Annotated in this window: 16 protein-coding genes and 1 pseudogene; 11 read left to right on the top strand and 6 right to left on the bottom strand. The window is 70.0% G+C overall.

The window, feature by feature from the left end; all coding sequences use genetic code 11:
* The first annotated feature begins 42 nt into the window (after nucleotides 1-42).
* On the top strand, nucleotides 43-1,119 hold the full coding sequence (locus KO481_RS44370; RefSeq protein WP_215918517.1) for an FO synthase: 1,077 nt from the start codon (nucleotides 43-45) through the stop codon (nucleotides 1,117-1,119).
* On the top strand, nucleotides 1,112-2,617 hold the full coding sequence (locus KO481_RS18895; protein WP_245401171.1) for a flavin-containing monooxygenase: 1,506 nt from the start codon (nucleotides 1,112-1,114) through the stop codon (nucleotides 2,615-2,617). Before KO481_RS44370 ends, KO481_RS18895 begins: the two co-directional genes overlap by 8 nt.
* Before the next feature lie 9 nt (nucleotides 2,618-2,626).
* Here KO481_RS18895 and KO481_RS18900 read toward each other — a convergent pair whose 3' ends face one another.
* Both KO481_RS18900 and KO481_RS18905 read right to left on the bottom strand, forming a co-directional pair.
* Entirely contained in the window at nucleotides 2,627-3,589 is a 963-nt protein-coding gene (locus tag KO481_RS18900; protein ID WP_215918518.1) for a threo-3-hydroxy-L-aspartate ammonia-lyase, read from the bottom strand.
* Nucleotides 3,590-3,636: 47 nt separating this feature from the next.
* A complete protein-coding gene (locus tag KO481_RS18905; protein ID WP_215918519.1) occupies nucleotides 3,637-3,999 on the bottom strand; it encodes a DoxX family protein in 363 nt (120 codons plus the stop codon).
* A 184-nt stretch (nucleotides 4,000-4,183) separates the two neighbouring features.
* On the opposite strand from KO481_RS18905, the gene KO481_RS18910 reads away from it, so the two are divergent.
* Together KO481_RS18910 and KO481_RS18915 are read left to right on the top strand one after the other, a co-directional pair.
* Nucleotides 4,184-5,074 carry an RNA polymerase sigma-70 factor gene (locus KO481_RS18910; RefSeq protein ID WP_215918520.1) on the top strand — a complete coding sequence of 297 codons (891 nt, stop codon included), beginning with the start codon at nucleotides 4,184-4,186 and terminating at the stop codon, nucleotides 5,072-5,074.
* 191 nt (nucleotides 5,075-5,265) lie between these two features.
* Nucleotides 5,266-5,445, top strand: coding sequence for a hypothetical protein (locus KO481_RS18915; RefSeq protein WP_215918521.1), 180 nt, complete (start codon nucleotides 5,266-5,268; stop codon nucleotides 5,443-5,445).
* Between the two features lie 88 nt (nucleotides 5,446-5,533).
* On the opposite strand, the gene KO481_RS18920 is transcribed toward KO481_RS18915, so the two are convergent.
* Nucleotides 5,534-7,648 carry an amylo-alpha-1,6-glucosidase gene (locus KO481_RS18920; protein WP_215918522.1) on the bottom strand — a complete coding sequence of 705 codons (2,115 nt, stop codon included), beginning with the start codon at nucleotides 7,646-7,648 and terminating at the stop codon, nucleotides 5,534-5,536.
* A gap of 187 nt (nucleotides 7,649-7,835) precedes the next feature.
* On the opposite strand from KO481_RS18920, the gene KO481_RS18925 reads away from it, so the two are divergent.
* Nucleotides 7,836-8,438, top strand: coding sequence for a phosphoribosylanthranilate isomerase (locus tag KO481_RS18925; protein WP_215918523.1), 603 nt, complete (start codon nucleotides 7,836-7,838; stop codon nucleotides 8,436-8,438).
* Nucleotides 8,439-8,597: 159 nt separating this feature from the next.
* On the opposite strand, the gene KO481_RS18930 is transcribed toward KO481_RS18925, so the two are convergent.
* The 3 genes from KO481_RS18930 to KO481_RS18940 form a co-directional block, all read right to left on the bottom strand.
* A complete protein-coding gene (locus tag KO481_RS18930; RefSeq protein WP_308166675.1) occupies nucleotides 8,598-8,996 on the bottom strand; it encodes a rhodanese-like domain-containing protein in 399 nt (132 codons plus the stop codon).
* The gene (locus tag KO481_RS18935) at nucleotides 8,993-9,535 is read right to left on the bottom strand and encodes a cysteine dioxygenase (protein WP_308166676.1); all 543 of its coding nucleotides are present in this window, start codon (nucleotides 9,533-9,535) and stop codon (nucleotides 8,993-8,995) included. The genes KO481_RS18930 and KO481_RS18935 overlap by 4 nt, the downstream gene beginning before the upstream one ends.
* Before the next feature lie 232 nt (nucleotides 9,536-9,767).
* On the bottom strand, nucleotides 9,768-10,640 hold the full coding sequence (locus KO481_RS18940; protein ID WP_215918524.1) for a class I SAM-dependent methyltransferase: 873 nt from the start codon (nucleotides 10,638-10,640) through the stop codon (nucleotides 9,768-9,770).
* Between the two features lie 48 nt (nucleotides 10,641-10,688).
* Here KO481_RS18940 and KO481_RS18945 point away from each other — a divergent pair, with 48 nt between their 5' ends.
* The 6 genes and pseudogenes from KO481_RS18945 to KO481_RS18975 all read left to right on the top strand — a co-directional run bounded on the left by KO481_RS18945 (nucleotide 10,689) and on the right by KO481_RS18975 (nucleotide 16,594).
* Nucleotides 10,689-11,252, top strand: coding sequence for a helix-turn-helix domain-containing protein (locus KO481_RS18945; RefSeq protein WP_215918525.1), 564 nt, complete (start codon nucleotides 10,689-10,691; stop codon nucleotides 11,250-11,252).
* Nucleotides 11,253-11,346: 94 nt separating this feature from the next.
* Nucleotides 11,347-12,018: a GntR family transcriptional regulator gene (locus KO481_RS18950; protein WP_308166677.1), complete on the top strand. Its 672-nt coding sequence runs from the start codon at nucleotides 11,347-11,349 to the stop codon at nucleotides 12,016-12,018.
* Nucleotides 12,015-12,828 (top strand): annotated as a pseudogene (locus tag KO481_RS44815) (UTP--glucose-1-phosphate uridylyltransferase); the annotation flags it as partial. The gene KO481_RS18950 and the pseudogene KO481_RS44815, both read left to right, overlap by 4 nt.
* A gap of 55 nt (nucleotides 12,829-12,883) precedes the next feature.
* Nucleotides 12,884-13,810: a BadF/BadG/BcrA/BcrD ATPase family protein gene (locus tag KO481_RS18965; protein WP_215918526.1), complete on the top strand. Its 927-nt coding sequence runs from the start codon at nucleotides 12,884-12,886 to the stop codon at nucleotides 13,808-13,810.
* 97 nt (nucleotides 13,811-13,907) lie between these two features.
* A complete protein-coding gene (locus KO481_RS18970; RefSeq protein WP_215918527.1) occupies nucleotides 13,908-15,428 on the top strand; it encodes a sodium:solute symporter in 1,521 nt (506 codons plus the stop codon).
* Nucleotides 15,428-16,594, top strand: coding sequence for an anhydro-N-acetylmuramic acid kinase (locus KO481_RS18975; RefSeq protein WP_215918876.1), 1,167 nt, complete (start codon nucleotides 15,428-15,430; stop codon nucleotides 16,592-16,594). The genes KO481_RS18970 and KO481_RS18975 overlap by 1 nt, the downstream gene beginning before the upstream one ends.
* Nucleotides 16,595-16,736: the final 142 nt, after the last annotated feature.

Consider the following 16,736-nt stretch of genomic DNA (forward strand, 5'->3'; position numbering starts at 1 on the left):
GCCCTGAACTGGGATGTCCCCGCCCGGCGGTATGGTGGGCCGGTGGATCGTGCGGTCGCGGGCGTTGATGTGCCCGATGCGGGCCTCGTGCGGGAGTGGGTGGCCGAGGCCGCGCAGGCTCCGGCGTCGTTGCCGGATGAGGGATACGTCGCGCTGCTGGGCGCCGACGGCCCCGAATTGGATGAACTGTGCCGCCTGGCCGACTCGGTGCGGCGGGAGGCGGTCGGCGACGCGGTGACGTACGTCGTGAACCGGAACCTGGACACGGCCGACGTGTCGGGCACCGGCACCGCGGCGCGCGAACGGCTTGCGGCTCTGGTGGCGGAGGCATATGCCTTGGGCGCGACCGAGATCTGCATGCAGGGACCGTTGCCCACCGACAGCGACGACGACTACCTGGCGCTGATCGCCGCGATCACCGGCGCCGCGCCGATTCACCTGCACGCGCTGCGCCCCGAGGAACTGCTCGACGGCGCGGCTCGTCGCGGCCTGCCCCTGGACGCGTTCGTCGCCGCGGCCCGCGCTGCCGGGCTCGGATCGGTGCCCGGCACCGCCGCGCGCATCCTGGACGACGAGGTGCGCGCCCGCATGAAGGGCGGCACGGACCTGCCGGTGAGCCGGTGGGTCGAGGTGATCGAGGCGGCGCACCGCGCGGGCCTGTCCTCGACCTCGACCATGGTGTACGGGCACGTCGAGACGCCCGCCCAGCAGGTCGCACATCTGCGCCTGCTCGCCGAGATCCAGGACCGCACAGGCGGTTTCACCGAATTCATCGCCATGCCCTTCGGTCCCGGGGTTCCGGCGCCCGGACTTCGCGACGTGCCGGGACTCGGCCCCACCCCGCGGCAGACCCGGGCGCTGCACGCGGTCGCGCGGCTGGCCCTGCACGGGCGCATCGGGAACATTCAGGCCGCGTGGCCCAAGGTAGGGCTGGCGGAGGCGACGACGCTGCTGTGCGGTGGCGCCAACGATCTGGGCGGACTGCTGCTCGACGGGCAACTCGCGCCCGATGCCGGGGCCGAGGCCGGACTCACCCTGACCGTCGATGAGGTGCGGGCCGTCGCGCAGCGGCTGGGCCGACCGCTGCGCCAGCGCACGACGCGGTACTCCGATGTCTGATCCGACACCGCCGGACCAGACAGACCCCGGGATGCCGGCGGATGCGGTCCGCGTCGACGTGCTGATAGTCGGCGCCGGTTTCGCCGGGATCGGCATGGGCATTCAGCTCGCTCGACGTGGCCGGGAGTCGTTCGTCATCATCGAGCAGGCCGACGATGTGGGCGGCACCTGGCGCGACAATCGCTATCCCGGCGTGGCGTGCGACATTCCCTCACATCTGTATTCGTTCTCGTTCCGGCCGAACCCGCACTGGGCCCGCGTCTTCGCCGAGGGCGCGGAGATCCACGCGTATCTGCGGTCCTGCGTCGAGCGGGAGGGGCTGCGCGAACGCCTGCTGCTGAACTGCGCGCTGGAGCGGGCGGAGTGGATCCAGGCCGAGGCGCGGTGGCTGGTCCGCACGTCCCGCGGCGACTTCTCCGCGGCCAACCTGATCGTCGCCACCGGACGACTGACCGAGCCGAACATCCCCCCGGTCGAGAATCTGGCGGAATTCACCGGCCGCCAATGGCATTCGGCCCGGTGGAATCCGAAGGTCTCGCTCGTCGGCAAGCGAGTGGGCCTGGTGGGCACGGGCGCCTCGGCGATCCAGATCCTGCCGCGGCTGGCGGGGGAGGCCGGTGAGCTGGTGGTCTTTCAGCGCTCGGCGCCGTACGTGCTGCCCCGCGGCGATCGCTTCTACACCCGCGAGGAACTGTTGCGTTTCGCCGCCGATCCGCAGGCGATCACCGCGCTGCGGGACGAGCTGTTCGCCGATGCCGAGCTCAGCATCGCGGCCCGCAGACGCCAGCATCCCGAGATCGACCTGCTGCGCCAGCGCGCGCTGGACCATCTGGCCGTGCAGGTGCCCGATCTGCGGCTGCGCCGCGAGCTGACCCCGGACTACGAGATCGGCTGCAAGCGAATCCTGTTCTCCGACGACTACTTCTCGTCCTTGCAGGCCGGGCACGTCCGGCTGGAATCGACCCCGCTGGCGCGGGTGCGCGAGGGGACGGCCGTCGCCGCGAGCGGGAACGCGTACGACGTCGAGGTGCTGGTCTTCGCGACCGGCTTCAACGCGACCCGCCCGTCGATCGCCCGGCACATCCACGGCCGCGATTCGCTGCCGCTGGCGCAGCGGTGGAGCAACGGCATGGTCGCGCACGCCTCGACCGCCGTGGACGGCTTCCCGAACATGTACGTGCTGGACGGCCCGAACGCCGCGCTGGGCCACAACTCGGCCATCTACGTGATCGAAACCCAGATCGACTACGTGCTGGGCGCATTGGATCACCTGGCCGCGACGGCCGCCGCGGTCCTCGAGGTGACGCCGGAGGCGGTCCGCTCGTCGATGCGCGACATCGACGAGCGCGCCCGCGGAACCGTGTGGACGCAGGGCCGCTGCACCAGCTGGTACCGCGACGAGCGGACCGGCCGGGTGACGCTGCTGTGGCCGGACTCGGCGGCATCGTTCCGGAACCGGAACGGAACCTTCGATGTCAGCGCGTATCGCGCCTCGTAACGGCGGTGGTCAGCCGCCGACCAGTTCGGCGAACCGCGCCGCGCCGACATTGCCGCCGGAGACGATGACGCCGATCCGGGCGCCGGGCAACCGGACCCGTCCGGACAGCAGCGCGGCCACACCGGCGGCGCCGGTCGGCTCTGTGACGATCTTCATCGTGTCGAACAGGAACGACATGGCCGCCACCAGCTGATCGTCGGTGACCAGGCAGATCTCGTCCACCAGTTCACGATTGACGGTAAAGGTGAGCTCGCCGGGGATGTCGGCGGCCTGGGCGTCGGCGATGGTGCGGGGGACCGGAATCCGGACGCGGTGACCGGCCGCCAGCGAGCGCTTGGTGTCGTCACCGGCGTCCGGTTCGACGCCGATGATGCGGATACCGGGGGACAGTGCGGTCGCCGCGGTCGCGCAGCCCGCCATCAGGCCGCCACCGCCGACGGGGGCGAGCAGGGCGGCCAGCGGTCCGGTCCTGTCGAACAGCTCGAGTGCGGCGGTGCCCTGCCCGGCCATCACCTGGGGGTGGTCGTACGGCGGAACGACGGTGAGCCCGCGCTCGGCGGCCAGGGCCTCGCCGATGGCGGTCCGGTCCTGCGTGTAGCGGTCGTAGGTGACGATCTCGGCGCCGTACTCCTTGGTGGCGGCCATCTTCGACGCGGGTGTGTCCTCGGGCATCACGATGACCGCGGATGTCCCGAGCAACCGCGCGGACAGCGCGACGGCCTGGGCGTGATTGCCCGAGGACCACGCCACCACTCCGCGCGCGAGCTGTTCCCCGGTCAGCTGCGAGATCGCGTTGTAGGCGCCGCGGAACTTGAACGCGCCGACCCGCTGGAAGTTCTCGCACTTGAGAAACACCTCGGCGCCGACCCGTTCGTTCAGCACCCGGGAGGTGAGCACCGGCGTCCGGTGGGCCACCCCGGCCAGCCGCCCCGCCGCCGCACGGATGTCGTCGATCGTGATAATCCCTGCCACATCGGGCAGTCTGCCAGGTCCATCCGACATGTTCGTCGCGCCGCGGATCAGCTGCGGCCCACCGCGACGAAGACCGCCAGGGCGAGGTAGATCAGGTTCACCACAACGACTTTGGCCTCGTCGTGCCGAAGGTGGGTGATGATCGCCCCGATCATCAGCAGGATCCAGCACACCGCGGTGACGGGGACCATGACCGGGGCGATGCCCAGTGCCGCGGGCAGGATCAGCCCGGCCGCGGCGAGGATCTCCAGCACGCCCAGGGCCTTGATCAACCCGGGGTCGGTATTCGCGGTCCATCCGCCGCCGGGCGCCCCGGCCAGCTTCGCCCGGGGTACGAACGTCTTGGTGATGCCACCGGTCAGGGCGACGGCGGCCAGCAGTCCGGCGGCGATCCACAGCGCGATGTTCATCGGGTCCTCCTCGGGGAGCGGCACCCGTGGGCCGGGTGCGATCGGTCGCCCATGAGATGGTGGCGCCGCGCTTGCTGTGACATCTCGCCAGGGTGACGACGGTCATACGAACGGGGTGTCACAGAATGAGGGGGACCGGCGTCTGGTGAGCAACGCAGGAGCCGAGCAGAGACAGGAGCCGCCCATGACCGGTACACCCCCGGACGCCGCGACCGAGGCCTTCGTCACCCACCGCAACCTGCTGTTCACGGTTGCCTACGAAATGCTCGGCTCGGCCGCCGACGCGGAGGACGTGCTGCAGGAGACCTGGATGCGCTGGGTGCGGGTGGATCTTGCCACCGTCCAGGAACAGCGCGCCTACCTCGTGCGGATCGCCACCCGCCAGGCGCTGGATCGCCTCCGGACGCTCGGGCGCCGCAAGGAGTCCTACGTCGGCCCCTGGCTGCCCGAACCGCTGCTCACCGCGCCCGACGTGGCCGAGGACATCGAGCTCGCCGACAGCATCTCGATGGCGATGCTGCTGGTGCTCGAGACGCTCGCCCCGACCGAGCGCGCGGTATTCGTGCTGCGCGAGGTATTCGACCTGGGCTACGACGAGATCGCCGAGGCCGTCGACAAGACTCCGGCCGCGGTCCGCCAGATCGCCCATCGCGCGCGGGCGCACGTTGCCGCGCGCCGGCCGCGCGGGGAGGTCTCGGCGGCCCAGACCCGGGATGCGCTCGAGGCGTTCCAGCGGGCGGTATCGACCGGCGACATGCAGGGCCTGCTGGATATTCTCGCGCCGGACGTGGTGTTCCTGGGTGACGGGGGTGGCGTCAAACAGGCTGCGGTGCGGCCGATTTCGGGTGCGGCCACGGTGGCCCGGCTGCTGGTTGCCCGCCCGGTCAGGATCGTCGCCGCGGCGCTGGAGCCGAGCCGGGTCAACGGTCACCCGGCGTTGATCCTGCGCGTGGACGGCGAGATCGACACGGTCATGACGCTGCGCATCGACGACGGCCTCATCACCGGGCTGTACGCCGTGCGCAATCCCGCGAAGCTGTCGCACCTGGAACACGAGACCGCGCTGCGCCGTTGAGGATTCGTACACCGTGCCGCCCGCAACAAGATCCAGATGGAATCATCGGTCGCCTTGCGCGTCCCGGACGGTCACACTGGTAACGGTTCGCCGCCATTGTGGATGAGTATGGATATAGGGGGGATTGAGTCCGATCCGGACCGGGAACTCCCGGTCCACCAGCCGAACGAGGGGGAATGAGGAGGTTCGAGATGAACGAGCCCATCTGCGGCGATTGCTGGCGCCGCGACCACCTGACCTTCGCACAACGACTGGACCCCGCCTACATCCGCCGCGGGCACCGCCACCTGTGTCCCGAGCACCGGACCCAACGCGAGGAGCTGCGCCGCCAAGCGGATTATCGGCACACTACCCAGGAGCGGGCCGCTTGACGGAGTGAGCGGCCTCGGTGCGGCCGGACCCGCGAATTGGTCGCGGGTGCAGCCGGTTTCGAGACATGCCCCTCGACTCCCCGGCGGGTCACGCGTCGGCGACCGCCGGGACCCGCTCCGCGACCTCGGAGCCCTCGCCGTTCAGAGTCCAATCGGCGGGCAGACCCCGCACCTGCATGGTGTCGCCCTCGGCTTCGATCTCGACCGTGACCGGGCCCAGCCGCAGATCCGTCAGCGCCAGCCGGCCCCACCGTCGCGGCAGCAGCGGCGCGACATCCAGGGTGCGATTGGGCACGTCGGGGGCCAGGCCGAGCATGGCACGGACCAGCAGCAGCGGCGCGGCGCTTGCCCACGCCTGCGGTGAACACGAGGTCGGGTAGGGGACCGGCGCGCCGAACTGGTCGCGGCCGAACCCGCAGAACAGCTCGGGCAGCCGCCCGTGGAAGTGCACCGCCGCGGCGATCAGGCCCTCGGCGAGTCGTCCGGCCAGCTCACACGCACCGGGCACATGCCGGTACCGCATCAAACCGGCGACCGCGAGTGCGGTGTCGTGCGGCCAGACCGAGCCGCTGTGGTAGCCCATCGGGTTGTAGGCGCGCATCCGCGACGACAGCGTCCGCAGCCCGAATCCGCTGTCCATATCCTCACCGGCGAGCCGCGCGATGACCTCTTCGGCGCGCTCGTCCGGCACGATTCCGGTCCACAGGCAGTGCCCGAGGTTGCTCGTCAGGGCGTCGACGCGGCGTTTGCCCTGATCCAGGGCCAGCGCGTACCAGCCGTGCTCGGGCGCCCAGAACGCTTGGTCGAAGTTTTCCTTCAGCTCCGCGGCGCGCTCGGTGAGTCGTTCTGCCCTGGACAGATCGCCGCCGGCGCGGGCTATTTCGGCGCGCGCCAGCCGCGCGGCGTAGGCATAGCCCTGCACCTCGCACAGCGCGATCGGCGCGTCCGCCGCGCGTCCCGCGGCGTCGGTGATCGCGTCGCCGCTGTCCTTCCAGCCCTGATTGGCCAGGCCGCGGTCCGTCTTACGGCGATACTCGACGAATCCGTCACCGTCACAGTCGCCGAAGTGGTCGATCCAGTCGAGCGCGGCATCCGCGGCGGGGAGCAGTTCGGAGATCTCGGATTCCGGTGCGCCCCAACGGCGGCACTCGGCGAGCAGCATGACGAATAGCGGTGTGGCGTCGACCGAGCCGTAGTAGGCTCCGCCGTGCTCGAATCCCGCACAGCCCCGGCGCATCTCGTGCACGATGCGGCCGGGTTCTTCCTCGGTGATTGGATTCACCGTCGTACCTTGCAGTTTCGCGAGCCGGGCGAGAGTGCCCACCCCCAGCGCGGAATCCAGCGGCAACGCCATCCAGGAGGTGAGCAGGCTGTCGCGGCCGAACAGCCGCATGAACCAGGGCGCGCCGGCCGCTACGTAGGCCGTCCGTTCGTCGTCGTCGATGCGCAGAGCCCCCAGATCGCTCTCGGTCTGCCGGAAAACATAGCTCAGGAGCGGATTGGTGCTGGTCAGGCCGGTTGCCGTCGCGTGCCACGCCTGCATCCGGTCGCGGGGGCCGTCGTGGTCCGGTCCGGTGGCCTGGATCCTGCGATGCCCGGCCACCGGCTGCACCACCACCCGGGTGTTCCACCGGCCGTGTGCGGGCACCACGATCCGCCAGCTGATCGCGCCGGGGAGAACGACGGGATCGTCTGTGGCCTCGACGATTACGCCGCGGCCGTGATCGGAATGGTCGGTGAAGCGCAGTTCCGCACCGGCGACGGCGACCTCGGCAGCGCCGTGGTGCCCGCGCTCCTCGCGGACCGCGAACAGGTCGGCGAAATCGGCCTCGGCATGCAGCGTCAGCCGCAGCGCGGTGTCCTCGTGACCGAGGTTGTGTACGGTGATCGTCTCGGTGAGCCCCTCGCCGATCGCGCGGCCGCGCACCAGCAGCAGCGTGCTGTCGGCAACGCCCGGGCGTGGCGGTACGCGAAGCACGAACTGCGCCTCCAGCGCGTCGGGGGTCAGCACCGTGAGCTGGTCCGCGTGGTGGCCCTCCACCCGCAGCTGCCAGCGCGAGATTACGCGGGTATCGCGGTAGAACAGTCCCTGCGCGGTGCCGGGGTGGATGTCGCCGAGCTGGTCGGACAGGCAGAACGTATTCGCCTCCACCAGCGTGACCGTCGCCTGGCCGCCTCCGACCCGGGAAACGATGCTGTTCACGGTAGTTCCTCCTCAGCGGCGCTGCGTGAGTGCGGGGTTGTCGTGAAGCTTCGCGGGACGGTTGCCGGGGCGACCGGCGATTGCCGGATCCTGGGTACCCGTCCGACCCAGAGTTAACCATTGGCAACCATTCGGTACGCGCGGCCCCCGGTCAGTGCCGGGAGTCGGAGTTTGGTTGACTCGGAATATGACCGAGCTCTTCGTGAAGATCTGCGGGCTGCGGACCGAACAGGACGTGGACACCGCGGTCGCCGCCGGCGCCGACGCGGTCGGGTTCGTCTTCGCGCCCAGTCCGCGAACCGTCGATGCGCACACCGCGCGCCGGCTCGCCGAGCGGGTGCCCGACGACGTGCTGACCGTCGGCGTGTTCCGCGGGCAGCCGATCGCGCAGGTTCGGGAACTGACCGAGGCCAGTGGTATTCGCGCGGTTCAGTTGCACGGTGACGAGGGGCCGGAGTACTACGAGGCGCTGCGCGCCCCGGGCCGGGTACTCATCCGTGCCACGGCGGCGGCCCGAATCGCGCCCCGCAGTGGTGAATTCGGGGAGGATATGTTGCTGTTGGATGCTCCCGAACCGGGCTCAGGTAAGCCGTGGAACTGGGCGTCGCCGGAGTTCGCCACTCCGGCCGGGCGCTGGCTGCTGGCGGGCGGGCTGCACCCGGGGAATGTGCGTGCGGCGATCGAGGCGACCGGTGCGTGGGGGGTGGACGTGTCCAGTGGGGTGGAGAGCGAGCGGGGTGTGAAGTCGCCGGACTTGATCCGCGCGTTCCTCGCCGCAGCGCGCGGATAGGGGCGGTCGGCGGCCTAGGGAAACGTCGGCGATCCGGCCGGAACCTCCGATGTCCCGGCGGTCCAAGGGAATGGTTGGCGATTCGCCCGGGACCACCGGCAGCTCGGCGGTCCAGGGAACGGTTGACGATTCGTCCGGAACGTCCGATAGCCCGGCGGGCTAGGGAATGGCGGGTGATCCGCCGGGAACTACTGGCAGTCCGGCGGCCTTCCAGGCGCGGAATCCGCCGATGAGATCGGTGGCGCGCCGCAATCCGAGTCCGCGAACATCGGCGGCGGCGAGGCTCGAGGCGTAGCCCTCGTTGCAGACGATCACCACGGGCGTCTCGGCCGTCAGGCCCGGGAGCCGGTGCTCTCCCGCGGGATCCAGCCGCCACTCCAGCACGATCCGCTCCACGATGACCGCGCCGGGGATCTCGCCCTCGGCGAGCCGGTTGGTATGGGGGCGGATGTCGACTACGACGCCGGCGTCATCCAGCAGTGCCGCCACCTGCTCGGGGTTCACACGGTCGAACTGTGCCCTGGCTTCGGCAACCAAATCGTCGGCAGTAATGTTCACACCTCTTCCTGATGGTCCACGCCCGCGAAGTCCGTGAGCGCACGGTACGCCCGCACCGGACGCAGCGGCGGGGAATAGGCGTGCACCGAGGCCGCCGCGTCCGTGCCGGTATTGCGCAGCTGATGGGCGCGGCCGGGGCCGAAGGCAACCGTATCGCCGCGGCGCCACCGCGCGGCGCGGACCGGGGCGCCGATGTGGCGATACTCCTCGGCGAGTTCGCCGAGGGTGACGGTGAAGGCCCCGGAGGCGCCGCCGTGGTCGTGCGGCTCGGTGCCCTGGCCCGGCATCCAGGACAGCAGCCACACCTCGACGCCCATCGTCAGGGCGAGCCGGGCCCACCATCGCCGCCCGGTATCGAAACGGACGATATCCCGCAGCCGGGGCGCCAATTCGGTCGACACCGCATCGGCGAGCTCGTGTAGTTCTCCCGGCGACCAGAGCGAACGCTCGGGCCGCAGGATCTCATGCAGCAGCGGCACATCGACACCGGGATGGACATCCCTGGTGTACTCGAGCTTCATCGGCAGCGACGTCGTCACCCAGCCTCCCGTGATCGTGTTCCGGTGCGATGGCGCATCCGGCGCCTCAGCTTTCGCGAATTCTGCTCCATCGCGGGCCGTCTACCACCGGTCACGATCAGCGTGAGCAAAATTGCGACCAGGATATGCGCGGATGTCGGGGTGGCGTTGTCCCGCGGGCCGACTCGCCGGGAATCAGGCTCCAGCCCACGGTGGTTCGACCGAGGCGATCGCAGCGGGGAGGGTGACCGGATCAGGGGCGGCGGGCGATCCAGAGCGAGCGATCGGCGCGGACGGTGAGGTCGGGGCGTCCGGCGAAGGTGTCGGGGCCCTCGAGGATCAGGGTGTCCAGGGCGGTCAGGTCGGCCGGGGACAGACGCTGGGCGAGGCCTGCGCGCATGCGCTGGAGGGTGCTGTGCGCGTAGCGACCGGTCGCGGCGGGGAGCGGTGGCGCCAGATCGATCTCGAAGTGGCGCTCGATCTCGATGTCGAAACCGGCCTTGGTCAGCATCGGCGCCCAGTCCGAGCCCAGATGCGGGACGTGCTCGGCGGTCTCGGCGGCCGCCGCGGCGTAGCAGCGCTCCTCGAGGTCACCGAGTTCGCCGGACAGGAAGCGCGGCAACGAATTCAGCTCCGCCAGGGCCAGCAGCCCGCCCGGACGGATCGTGCCGAACAGGTCGTTCAGCACGCGGACCGGATCGGCCATGTGGTGCAACGAATTCGAGGCCCACGCCAGATCGACCGCGCCCAGATCGGGCCAGCCGGCGTCGAGATCGGCCCGCAGGACATGGACGCGGTCGGCCACGCCGGATGTACGGGCCTTCTCCTCGAGATGGGCCAGCATGAACGGGGACAGGTCGACGGCCGTCACCTCGGCGCCGGGGAAGCCCTGTGCCAGGGTCAGCGCGCCGATGCCGGTGCCCGCGCCCATGTCCAGGATCCGGCGCACCGGCCCGTCCCCGGCGCGCTCGCGGATCAGGGCGAATACCCCGGCGTGGTATTCGTGCAGCACCTCGGCGTCCAGGTCGAGCATGTCGGCCAGGGCGGACTCGTCGCCGTGATCGTGACCGTCGTACGGGTGGCCGGGGTGATGGGCGCTGTGGTGATGCTGGTGATCGTGACTCATGGTCTCGACCGTACCGGCGGATTGCGTCAAGGGCATACAATATTGCGTATGGAGCAAGATGGAGATCTCGACAGCGTGGTGCGCAAGCGGATCAGGGGTCTGCGCGCGGCGCGCGGCTGGTCCCTGGACGAGCTGGCCGCCCGCTGTTATCTGAGCCCGTCCACGCTCAGCCGCATCGAGACCGGCCACCGTCGCATCGCGCTGGATCAGCTGGCGCCCATCGCCCGCGCGCTTGGCACCACGCTGGATCAGCTCGTCGAGCCGGTGGGCGACGAGGACGTGGTGATCCGGCCCCAGACCGACAGCGCCCGCGGTCTCACCATCTGGATGCTCACCCGCGACAACGGCCCGCACGGCGTCTCGGTCGCGAAGATGCGCCTCACCAAACCGCCGACGGGCGAGCAGCGCGTGCATCCCGGCCGGGACTGGTTCACCGTGCTGTCGGGCACGGTCGAGCTCTGGCTGGGGGACAGGCGAATTCGCGTCGAGACCGGTCAGGCCGCCGAATTCTCCTGCATGATCCCGCACGCGTTCGGTGCCCTCGGCGGCCCGGCGGAGCTGCTGACCATCCTGGATCCCGAGGGGCAGCGCACCCACCTGCACCCGTCCTGACCGGTGCAGCACACTGCGCCGATGAGTGGCCCGCGAATTGTTGGCATAATCTCTGACAATTGGAGGTATCCCGCCTAGCGCCAGGACGGTTGCGGTGTCGCAGAGCAGTGGACTCGAACGGGGAACGCAGGGTAAGGCGATTGCGGTGGAACGGCTGCGCCGGGCCATTGCGCAGGGTGATGTCGCACCCGGGCAGCGTCTTGTCGAGTCCGAACTCGTCGAGCGGTTCGAGGTTACCCGCGGCAGCGTCCGTGCCGCCATCGACGAACTGGTGGCCGAGGGGCTGATCGAGCGGATCCACAATCGGGGTGCACGGGTGCGCACGGTCTCGCTCGAGCAGGCGGTCGAGATCCTCGAGTGCCGCAGGGCGCTCGAGGGCCTGATCGCGGCCAGGGCCGCCGAGCGGGCGACGGACGAGGATGTCGAGCGGCTGCGGGGATATGCCGAACGGATGGCGGCGGCGGTGCGCGACGGCGAGCTGATGAAGTACTCGGCGCTCAACCACGAGCTGCACGCCGCCCTGCGTGAGATCGCGGGCCAGGAGACCGCGGCGGATCTCCTCGTCCGCCTGAACGCGCAGATCGTGCGCCACCAGTTCCAGCTCTCACTGCGGCCGGGCCGCCCGCAGGTCTCGCTCGCGGAGCACCTGCTGATCATCGATGCGGTGACCGTCGGCAACGCGGCCGAGGCGGAGCACTTCATGCGCAAGCACCTCGACAGCGTGATCGGCGCGCTGAGCGATTCCGCGGTAGCCGATCCCGCCTGAGATTGTCGGTGTGGCCCGGATTACTCGTGGTACCGGCCGCCGGACTGGGAACCCGATTCCTGCCCGCCACCAAGACCGTGGCGAAGGAGCTGCTGCCGGTGGTGGACACCTCCGGGATCGAGCTGGTCGCGCAGGAGGCCGCGCACGCCGGGGCCGATCGCATGGTCATCGTCACCTCGCCCGGAAAGCAGGGGCTCGCGGCGCATTTCGCGGAGGATCCCGAGCTCGAGGGCACGCTCGCCTGGCGCGGGAAATTCGACCTGCTCGAGCGGGTGCGCCGCGCGCCGAAGCTGCTGGAGGTCGAGACGGTGCTGCAATCCCGGCCGTTGGGGCTGGGACATGCTGTGCTGCAGGCGGAGTCGGCGCTGAGCACGGACGAATCCGCGATCGCGGTGCTGCTGCCGGACGATCTGGTCCGCATGCCCGTCTCGCCGGATAAGGTCCGCGCCAATTCATTTCGACGGCCGGAAGACCCGAGCCACCTGCGGGACGACGCCGAGCTCGCGGCCGTCGAAGAGTGCAGCGTGCTGGAGACGATGGCGGACGTGCGCCGCCGCGGGATGCTACCTGCTCGACCGGGCCATCTTCGACGCGCTGCGCCACATCGAGCCCGGCGCCGGTGGCGAATATCAGCTCATCGATGCCATCGCCCTGTTGATCGCCCGAGGCCATCCCGTACATGTCGTGGTGCACAGGGGAATTCGGCTCGATATCGGCAGCCCGGCCGGATACCTGCGCGCCGCTGTCGACTTCGCGCTCCAGCGGGAGGAATATGCGGGGCCGCTGCGCGAGCGGTTGCTGCGGCGGCTCGGTGCGGCCGAGTAGACCCGGCCTCGCCGGCCTGGTACCGAGCATGATGGTGGGCATGGACAGCCGAGTACTTGCGATCGATCTGGGAAAGACGGGGTGTCGCGGGTCGTTGCGCGTGGGCGGGCGGGAACTGGCCGGTGCACGAGACGCCGGGACGGCAGGTTTGGCCGCTGCCGGGGGAGTCGACGAGGCGGAGCAGGTGATTCGTGCCGTCGTCGAGCGGATCGACGGCGCGGCAGCGGGTTTCGCACTGTGCGTCGGGGCGGCGGGGGCCGTGGCGGCCCCGGAGGCGGCAGCCGAGCTTGCGCGCCGATTGGCGAATGTGGCCGGGGTGCAATCGGTTGCGGTGACCTCGGATGCGGTGACCGCGCATGCCGGGGCGCTGGGTGGCGAGGCGGGAGTGGTGCTGGCGGCCGGGACCGGGGTCGTGGCGACCGCGGTCGATGCGGCCGGGCGGTTTGTTCGCGTCGATGGCTGGGGGCCGCTGCTCGGTGACGAGGGCAGCGGTGGGTGGATCGGGCTGGCGGGGTTGCGGGCCGCGTTGCGTGCCCACGACGGTCGAGGGCCGGGCACCGAGCTGTCCGCGCGCGCGAGTGAGCACTACGGGATCGTTCTCGACGAGCTGCCGAGACTGCTCGGAGACTCGGATAATCCGGCGCGGATCGCGGCGAGCTTCGCGCCGGTGGTCGCCGCCGCGGCCGGTGCGGATGGTATCGCCGCGCAGATCGTCGCCGATGCCGCGAGCGCCCTGGCCCGTACCGTCCTCGCGGCCGTCGACCGGTCCGGGCTGCACCTTCCGGCGCCCTATGCGATCACCGGTGGTTTGACGAACCTCGGCGCTGCGTTGCTCGCCCCGCTCGATCTCGCCATTGCCGACGCGGTGGACCGCCGCCCCGCGCTCGGCGCCCCCCTCGACGGCGCCGCCCTGCTCGCCGCCGACGCCGCCACTGCCGTGGAGCCCTTGGTGATCCGGTTCGCCTGATCGGAGCGTGTCGCCGAAACTGTGACAAAGATTGTCAACATGTGCGATGCTGCTGGCACTTGTTTGCAATATTTCGCCGCGTTATCCGGGAGTTGCGATGAACGCACTCAATGTCGTCGTCATCGTCGTGTATCTGGTCACGGTGGCCTGGATCGGGTTGCGGCTGTCGGGGCGGCAGCGGTCCAGCAGCGACTATTTCGTCGGCGAGGGCCGGATGCCCTGGTGGACGGTGTGTTTCTCGGTGGTGGCGACCGAAACCAGCGTGCTGACCGTCATTTCGGTGCCCGGCGGCGCCTACACCGGCCAGGGCTTCGGCAATGTCGAACTGGCGCTGGGATACATCATCGGCCGTACCGTGGTGGCGACCCTGTTGATCCCGCTGTACAAGCGCGGCGGGTTCGTCAGCGCCTACCAGTACCTCGAGCTGCGCTTCGGCCGCTATCTGCAGGGGGTCGCGGCCGTGACCTTCGTGATCACCCGGCTGCTGGCCGAGGGCGTGCGGCTGTTCGCCTCCGCGATTCCGATCGAGTTGCTGCTCAACGAGTTCGGGCTGCATTTCGGCTACGACGTCATCATCGCCGTGCTGACGCTGCTGACGGTGATCTACACCTACCTGGGCGGCATCAAGGCGGTCATCTGGACCGATGCACTGCAGATGGGTCTGTACCTGACCGGGGCCCTCATCGCGATCGGCGTGCTGTGGGGCCACGTCGGTGCGGCGGGATGGTCGAATGCCCTGCACGCCGGCAAGTTCCGTGTCTTCGATACCGATTTCGGGCTCGGTCACATTCTCACCAGCTCGTTCGCGCTCCCGACGGCGATCATCGGCGGGGCGATCTTCGCGATGGCCTCGCACGGCTCGGATCAGCTGATCGTGCAGCGCATTCTGGCCACGAAGTCGCTGCGCGACAGCCAGCGGGCGATGATCGGATCGGGCCTCTTCATCGCCGTGCAGTTCGCTGCCTTCTCCCTGGTGGGTGCCCTGCTGTGGTCGTACAACGGCGGCAAGTCGCCGAAACAGCTGGGTCTGGCCAGCTCCGACAGCCTGTATCCGAACTTCATCCTGCACGGGCTGCCGGTGGTGATCTCGGGCCTGCTGGTCGCCGGAATCCTCGGTGCCGCCATGGGGTCGCTGTCCTCGGCGCTGAATTCGATGTCCAACTCGACCGTCGCCGATATTGTTCGCAGTTTCACCCGCACCGGAATCTCCGATTCGGCCATGCTGACCCTCGCGCGGGTGATGACGGTGGTCTGGGCGGTATTGATGGCGGTATTCGCCATGGGATTCAGCGCGACGACCGGAAATGTGTACCTCACGGCCCTGGCCATCGCCGGCTACACCTACGGCGCGCTGCTGGGGGCCTTCCTGCTGGGGCGTCTCGTGCCGCGGGCCAATCAGCTCGATGCCGTGATCGCGTTCCTGGTCACGGTGGCGGTGATGACATTCGTGGTGCGGGGGGTGAAGATTTCCGTCACCGTCGCGGGCAAGACCTCCGAGCTCGGTATCGCCGCACAGTGGCTGGTGCCGATCGGTGTCGTGGTGACGCTGCTGGTCGGCGGGATCAGCAGCCGGTTCCATGCCGCGCCGGAGCCGGTGGCCGTCGAAGTGGCGGTGTGATGCGGGTCGTCGGGTTGATGTCTGGCACCTCGCACGATGCGATCGATGCGGTGGGCGCCGAGGTCACGCTGCGGGACAGCGTGATTCGGGTGCGCATCGCGGGACACCTGAGCCGCCCGTATCCACCCCGGCTGCGCCGCGACCTGCTGGACGCGCTGCCACCGGAGAGAACGGACATGGCCATGGTCTGCCGCCTCGATACCGCCGTCGGACAGGAGTTCGCGGCCGTGGCCGAGGCGGCTGTGCGCGAATTCTTCGACGGGACAGCCGATCTCGTCGCCTCGCACGGTCAGACGGTTTTCCATTGGGTGGAGGATGGAAGCGTCCGCGGCACACTGCAACTCGGGCAGCCCTCCTGGATCGCGGAGCGCACCGGGCTGACGGTGGTGAGCGATTTCCGGCCCCGCGATATCGCGGCGGGCGGGCAGGGCGCGCCGCTGGTCGCCCTGTTCGACGCGCTGTGGCTCGCCGGGCGCGAAGAACGGTGTGCCGCACTGAATATCGGCGGCATCGCGAACGTCACCGTCACCGGCGAACCCGCCGCGGCCTTCGATACCGGGCCGGGGAACGCGCTGATCGACGCCGCGGTGGAGCTGTGCACGGACGGCCGGGAACACCTCGACCGGGACGGCGCGCGGGCCGCGGCCGGCCGCGTGGACGAGGACCTGCTGTGGATCCTGCTCACCGAGCCGTATTTTCGGCTGCCGCCGCCCAAGACCACGGGTAAGGAACTGTTCCACCGCGGCTACCTCGAGCGCGTGTTGCGCGGCCGAACGATGTCGCCCGCCGATATCGTCGCCACCGTGACCGCCCTGACCGCACGCACGATCGCCGACGCCCTGGCCCCGTTCGCGCCCACCGAGGTCATCGCGTCCGGCGGCGGTACCCGCAACCCGGTGCTGATGTCGATGCTGGCCGACCGGCTCCCGGCCGCTCGCCTGCTGACCTCGGACCAGCTCGGCCTGCCTTCGGTGGCCAAGGAGGCCACCGCCTTCGCGGTCCTGGGTTTCCTCACCGCTCACGGACTGCCCGGCAACGCGCCGACGTGCACGGGCGCGGCCCGGCCCGTGATGCTGGGCTCGATCACCCCGGGGACCGTCGGACTACCGCTGTCCCCGACGCCATCGGCTGCGCCCCGCCGCCTGGAGGTGCTGAGCGATGCCTGATCTCGGTGTCGGGCCGGTGGACGCGTTCATCCTCGGTGTCCTGAGCTCGGCTCGTGGTCCGTTCCGCTCGCCCTCCTGGTGCGGCGCGGCGCCCACCGCACCTGGTGTTCGGTGCGGCGAAGGTATCGCGCGGGCCGGCTGC

The organism is Nocardia albiluteola (genome assembly GCF_018860155.1).
In the GTDB taxonomy this organism is placed as follows: domain Bacteria; phylum Actinomycetota; class Actinomycetes; order Mycobacteriales; family Mycobacteriaceae; genus Nocardia; species Nocardia albiluteola.

What these genes read in the sequence shown, in the direction of transcription:
- KO481_RS18905 (WP_215918519.1), bottom strand. Translation starts at nt 3,999, where the DNA reads ATGAACATCGCGCTGTGGATCGCCGCCGGACTGCTGGCCGCCGTCGCC.
- KO481_RS18915 (WP_215918521.1), top strand. Translation starts at nt 5,266, where the DNA reads ATGAACGAGCCCATCTGCGGCGATTGCTGGCGCCGCGACCACCTGACC.
- KO481_RS18975 (WP_215918876.1), top strand. Translation starts at nt 15,428, where the DNA reads ATGCGGGTCGTCGGGTTGATGTCTGGCACCTCGCACGATGCGATCGAT.
- KO481_RS18940 (WP_215918524.1), bottom strand. Translation starts at nt 10,640, where the DNA reads ATGAGTCACGATCACCAGCATCACCACAGCGCCCATCACCCCGGCCAC.
- KO481_RS18910 (WP_215918520.1), top strand. Translation starts at nt 4,184, where the DNA reads ATGACCGGTACACCCCCGGACGCCGCGACCGAGGCCTTCGTCACCCAC.
- KO481_RS18945 (WP_215918525.1), top strand. Translation starts at nt 10,689, where the DNA reads ATGGAGCAAGATGGAGATCTCGACAGCGTGGTGCGCAAGCGGATCAGG.
- KO481_RS18895 (WP_245401171.1), top strand. Translation starts at nt 1,112, where the DNA reads ATGTCTGATCCGACACCGCCGGACCAGACAGACCCCGGGATGCCGGCG.
- KO481_RS18970 (WP_215918527.1), top strand. Translation starts at nt 13,908, where the DNA reads ATGAACGCACTCAATGTCGTCGTCATCGTCGTGTATCTGGTCACGGTG.
- KO481_RS18965 (WP_215918526.1), top strand. Translation starts at nt 12,884, where the DNA reads ATGGACAGCCGAGTACTTGCGATCGATCTGGGAAAGACGGGGTGTCGC.
- KO481_RS18925 (WP_215918523.1), top strand. Translation starts at nt 7,836, where the DNA reads ATGACCGAGCTCTTCGTGAAGATCTGCGGGCTGCGGACCGAACAGGAC.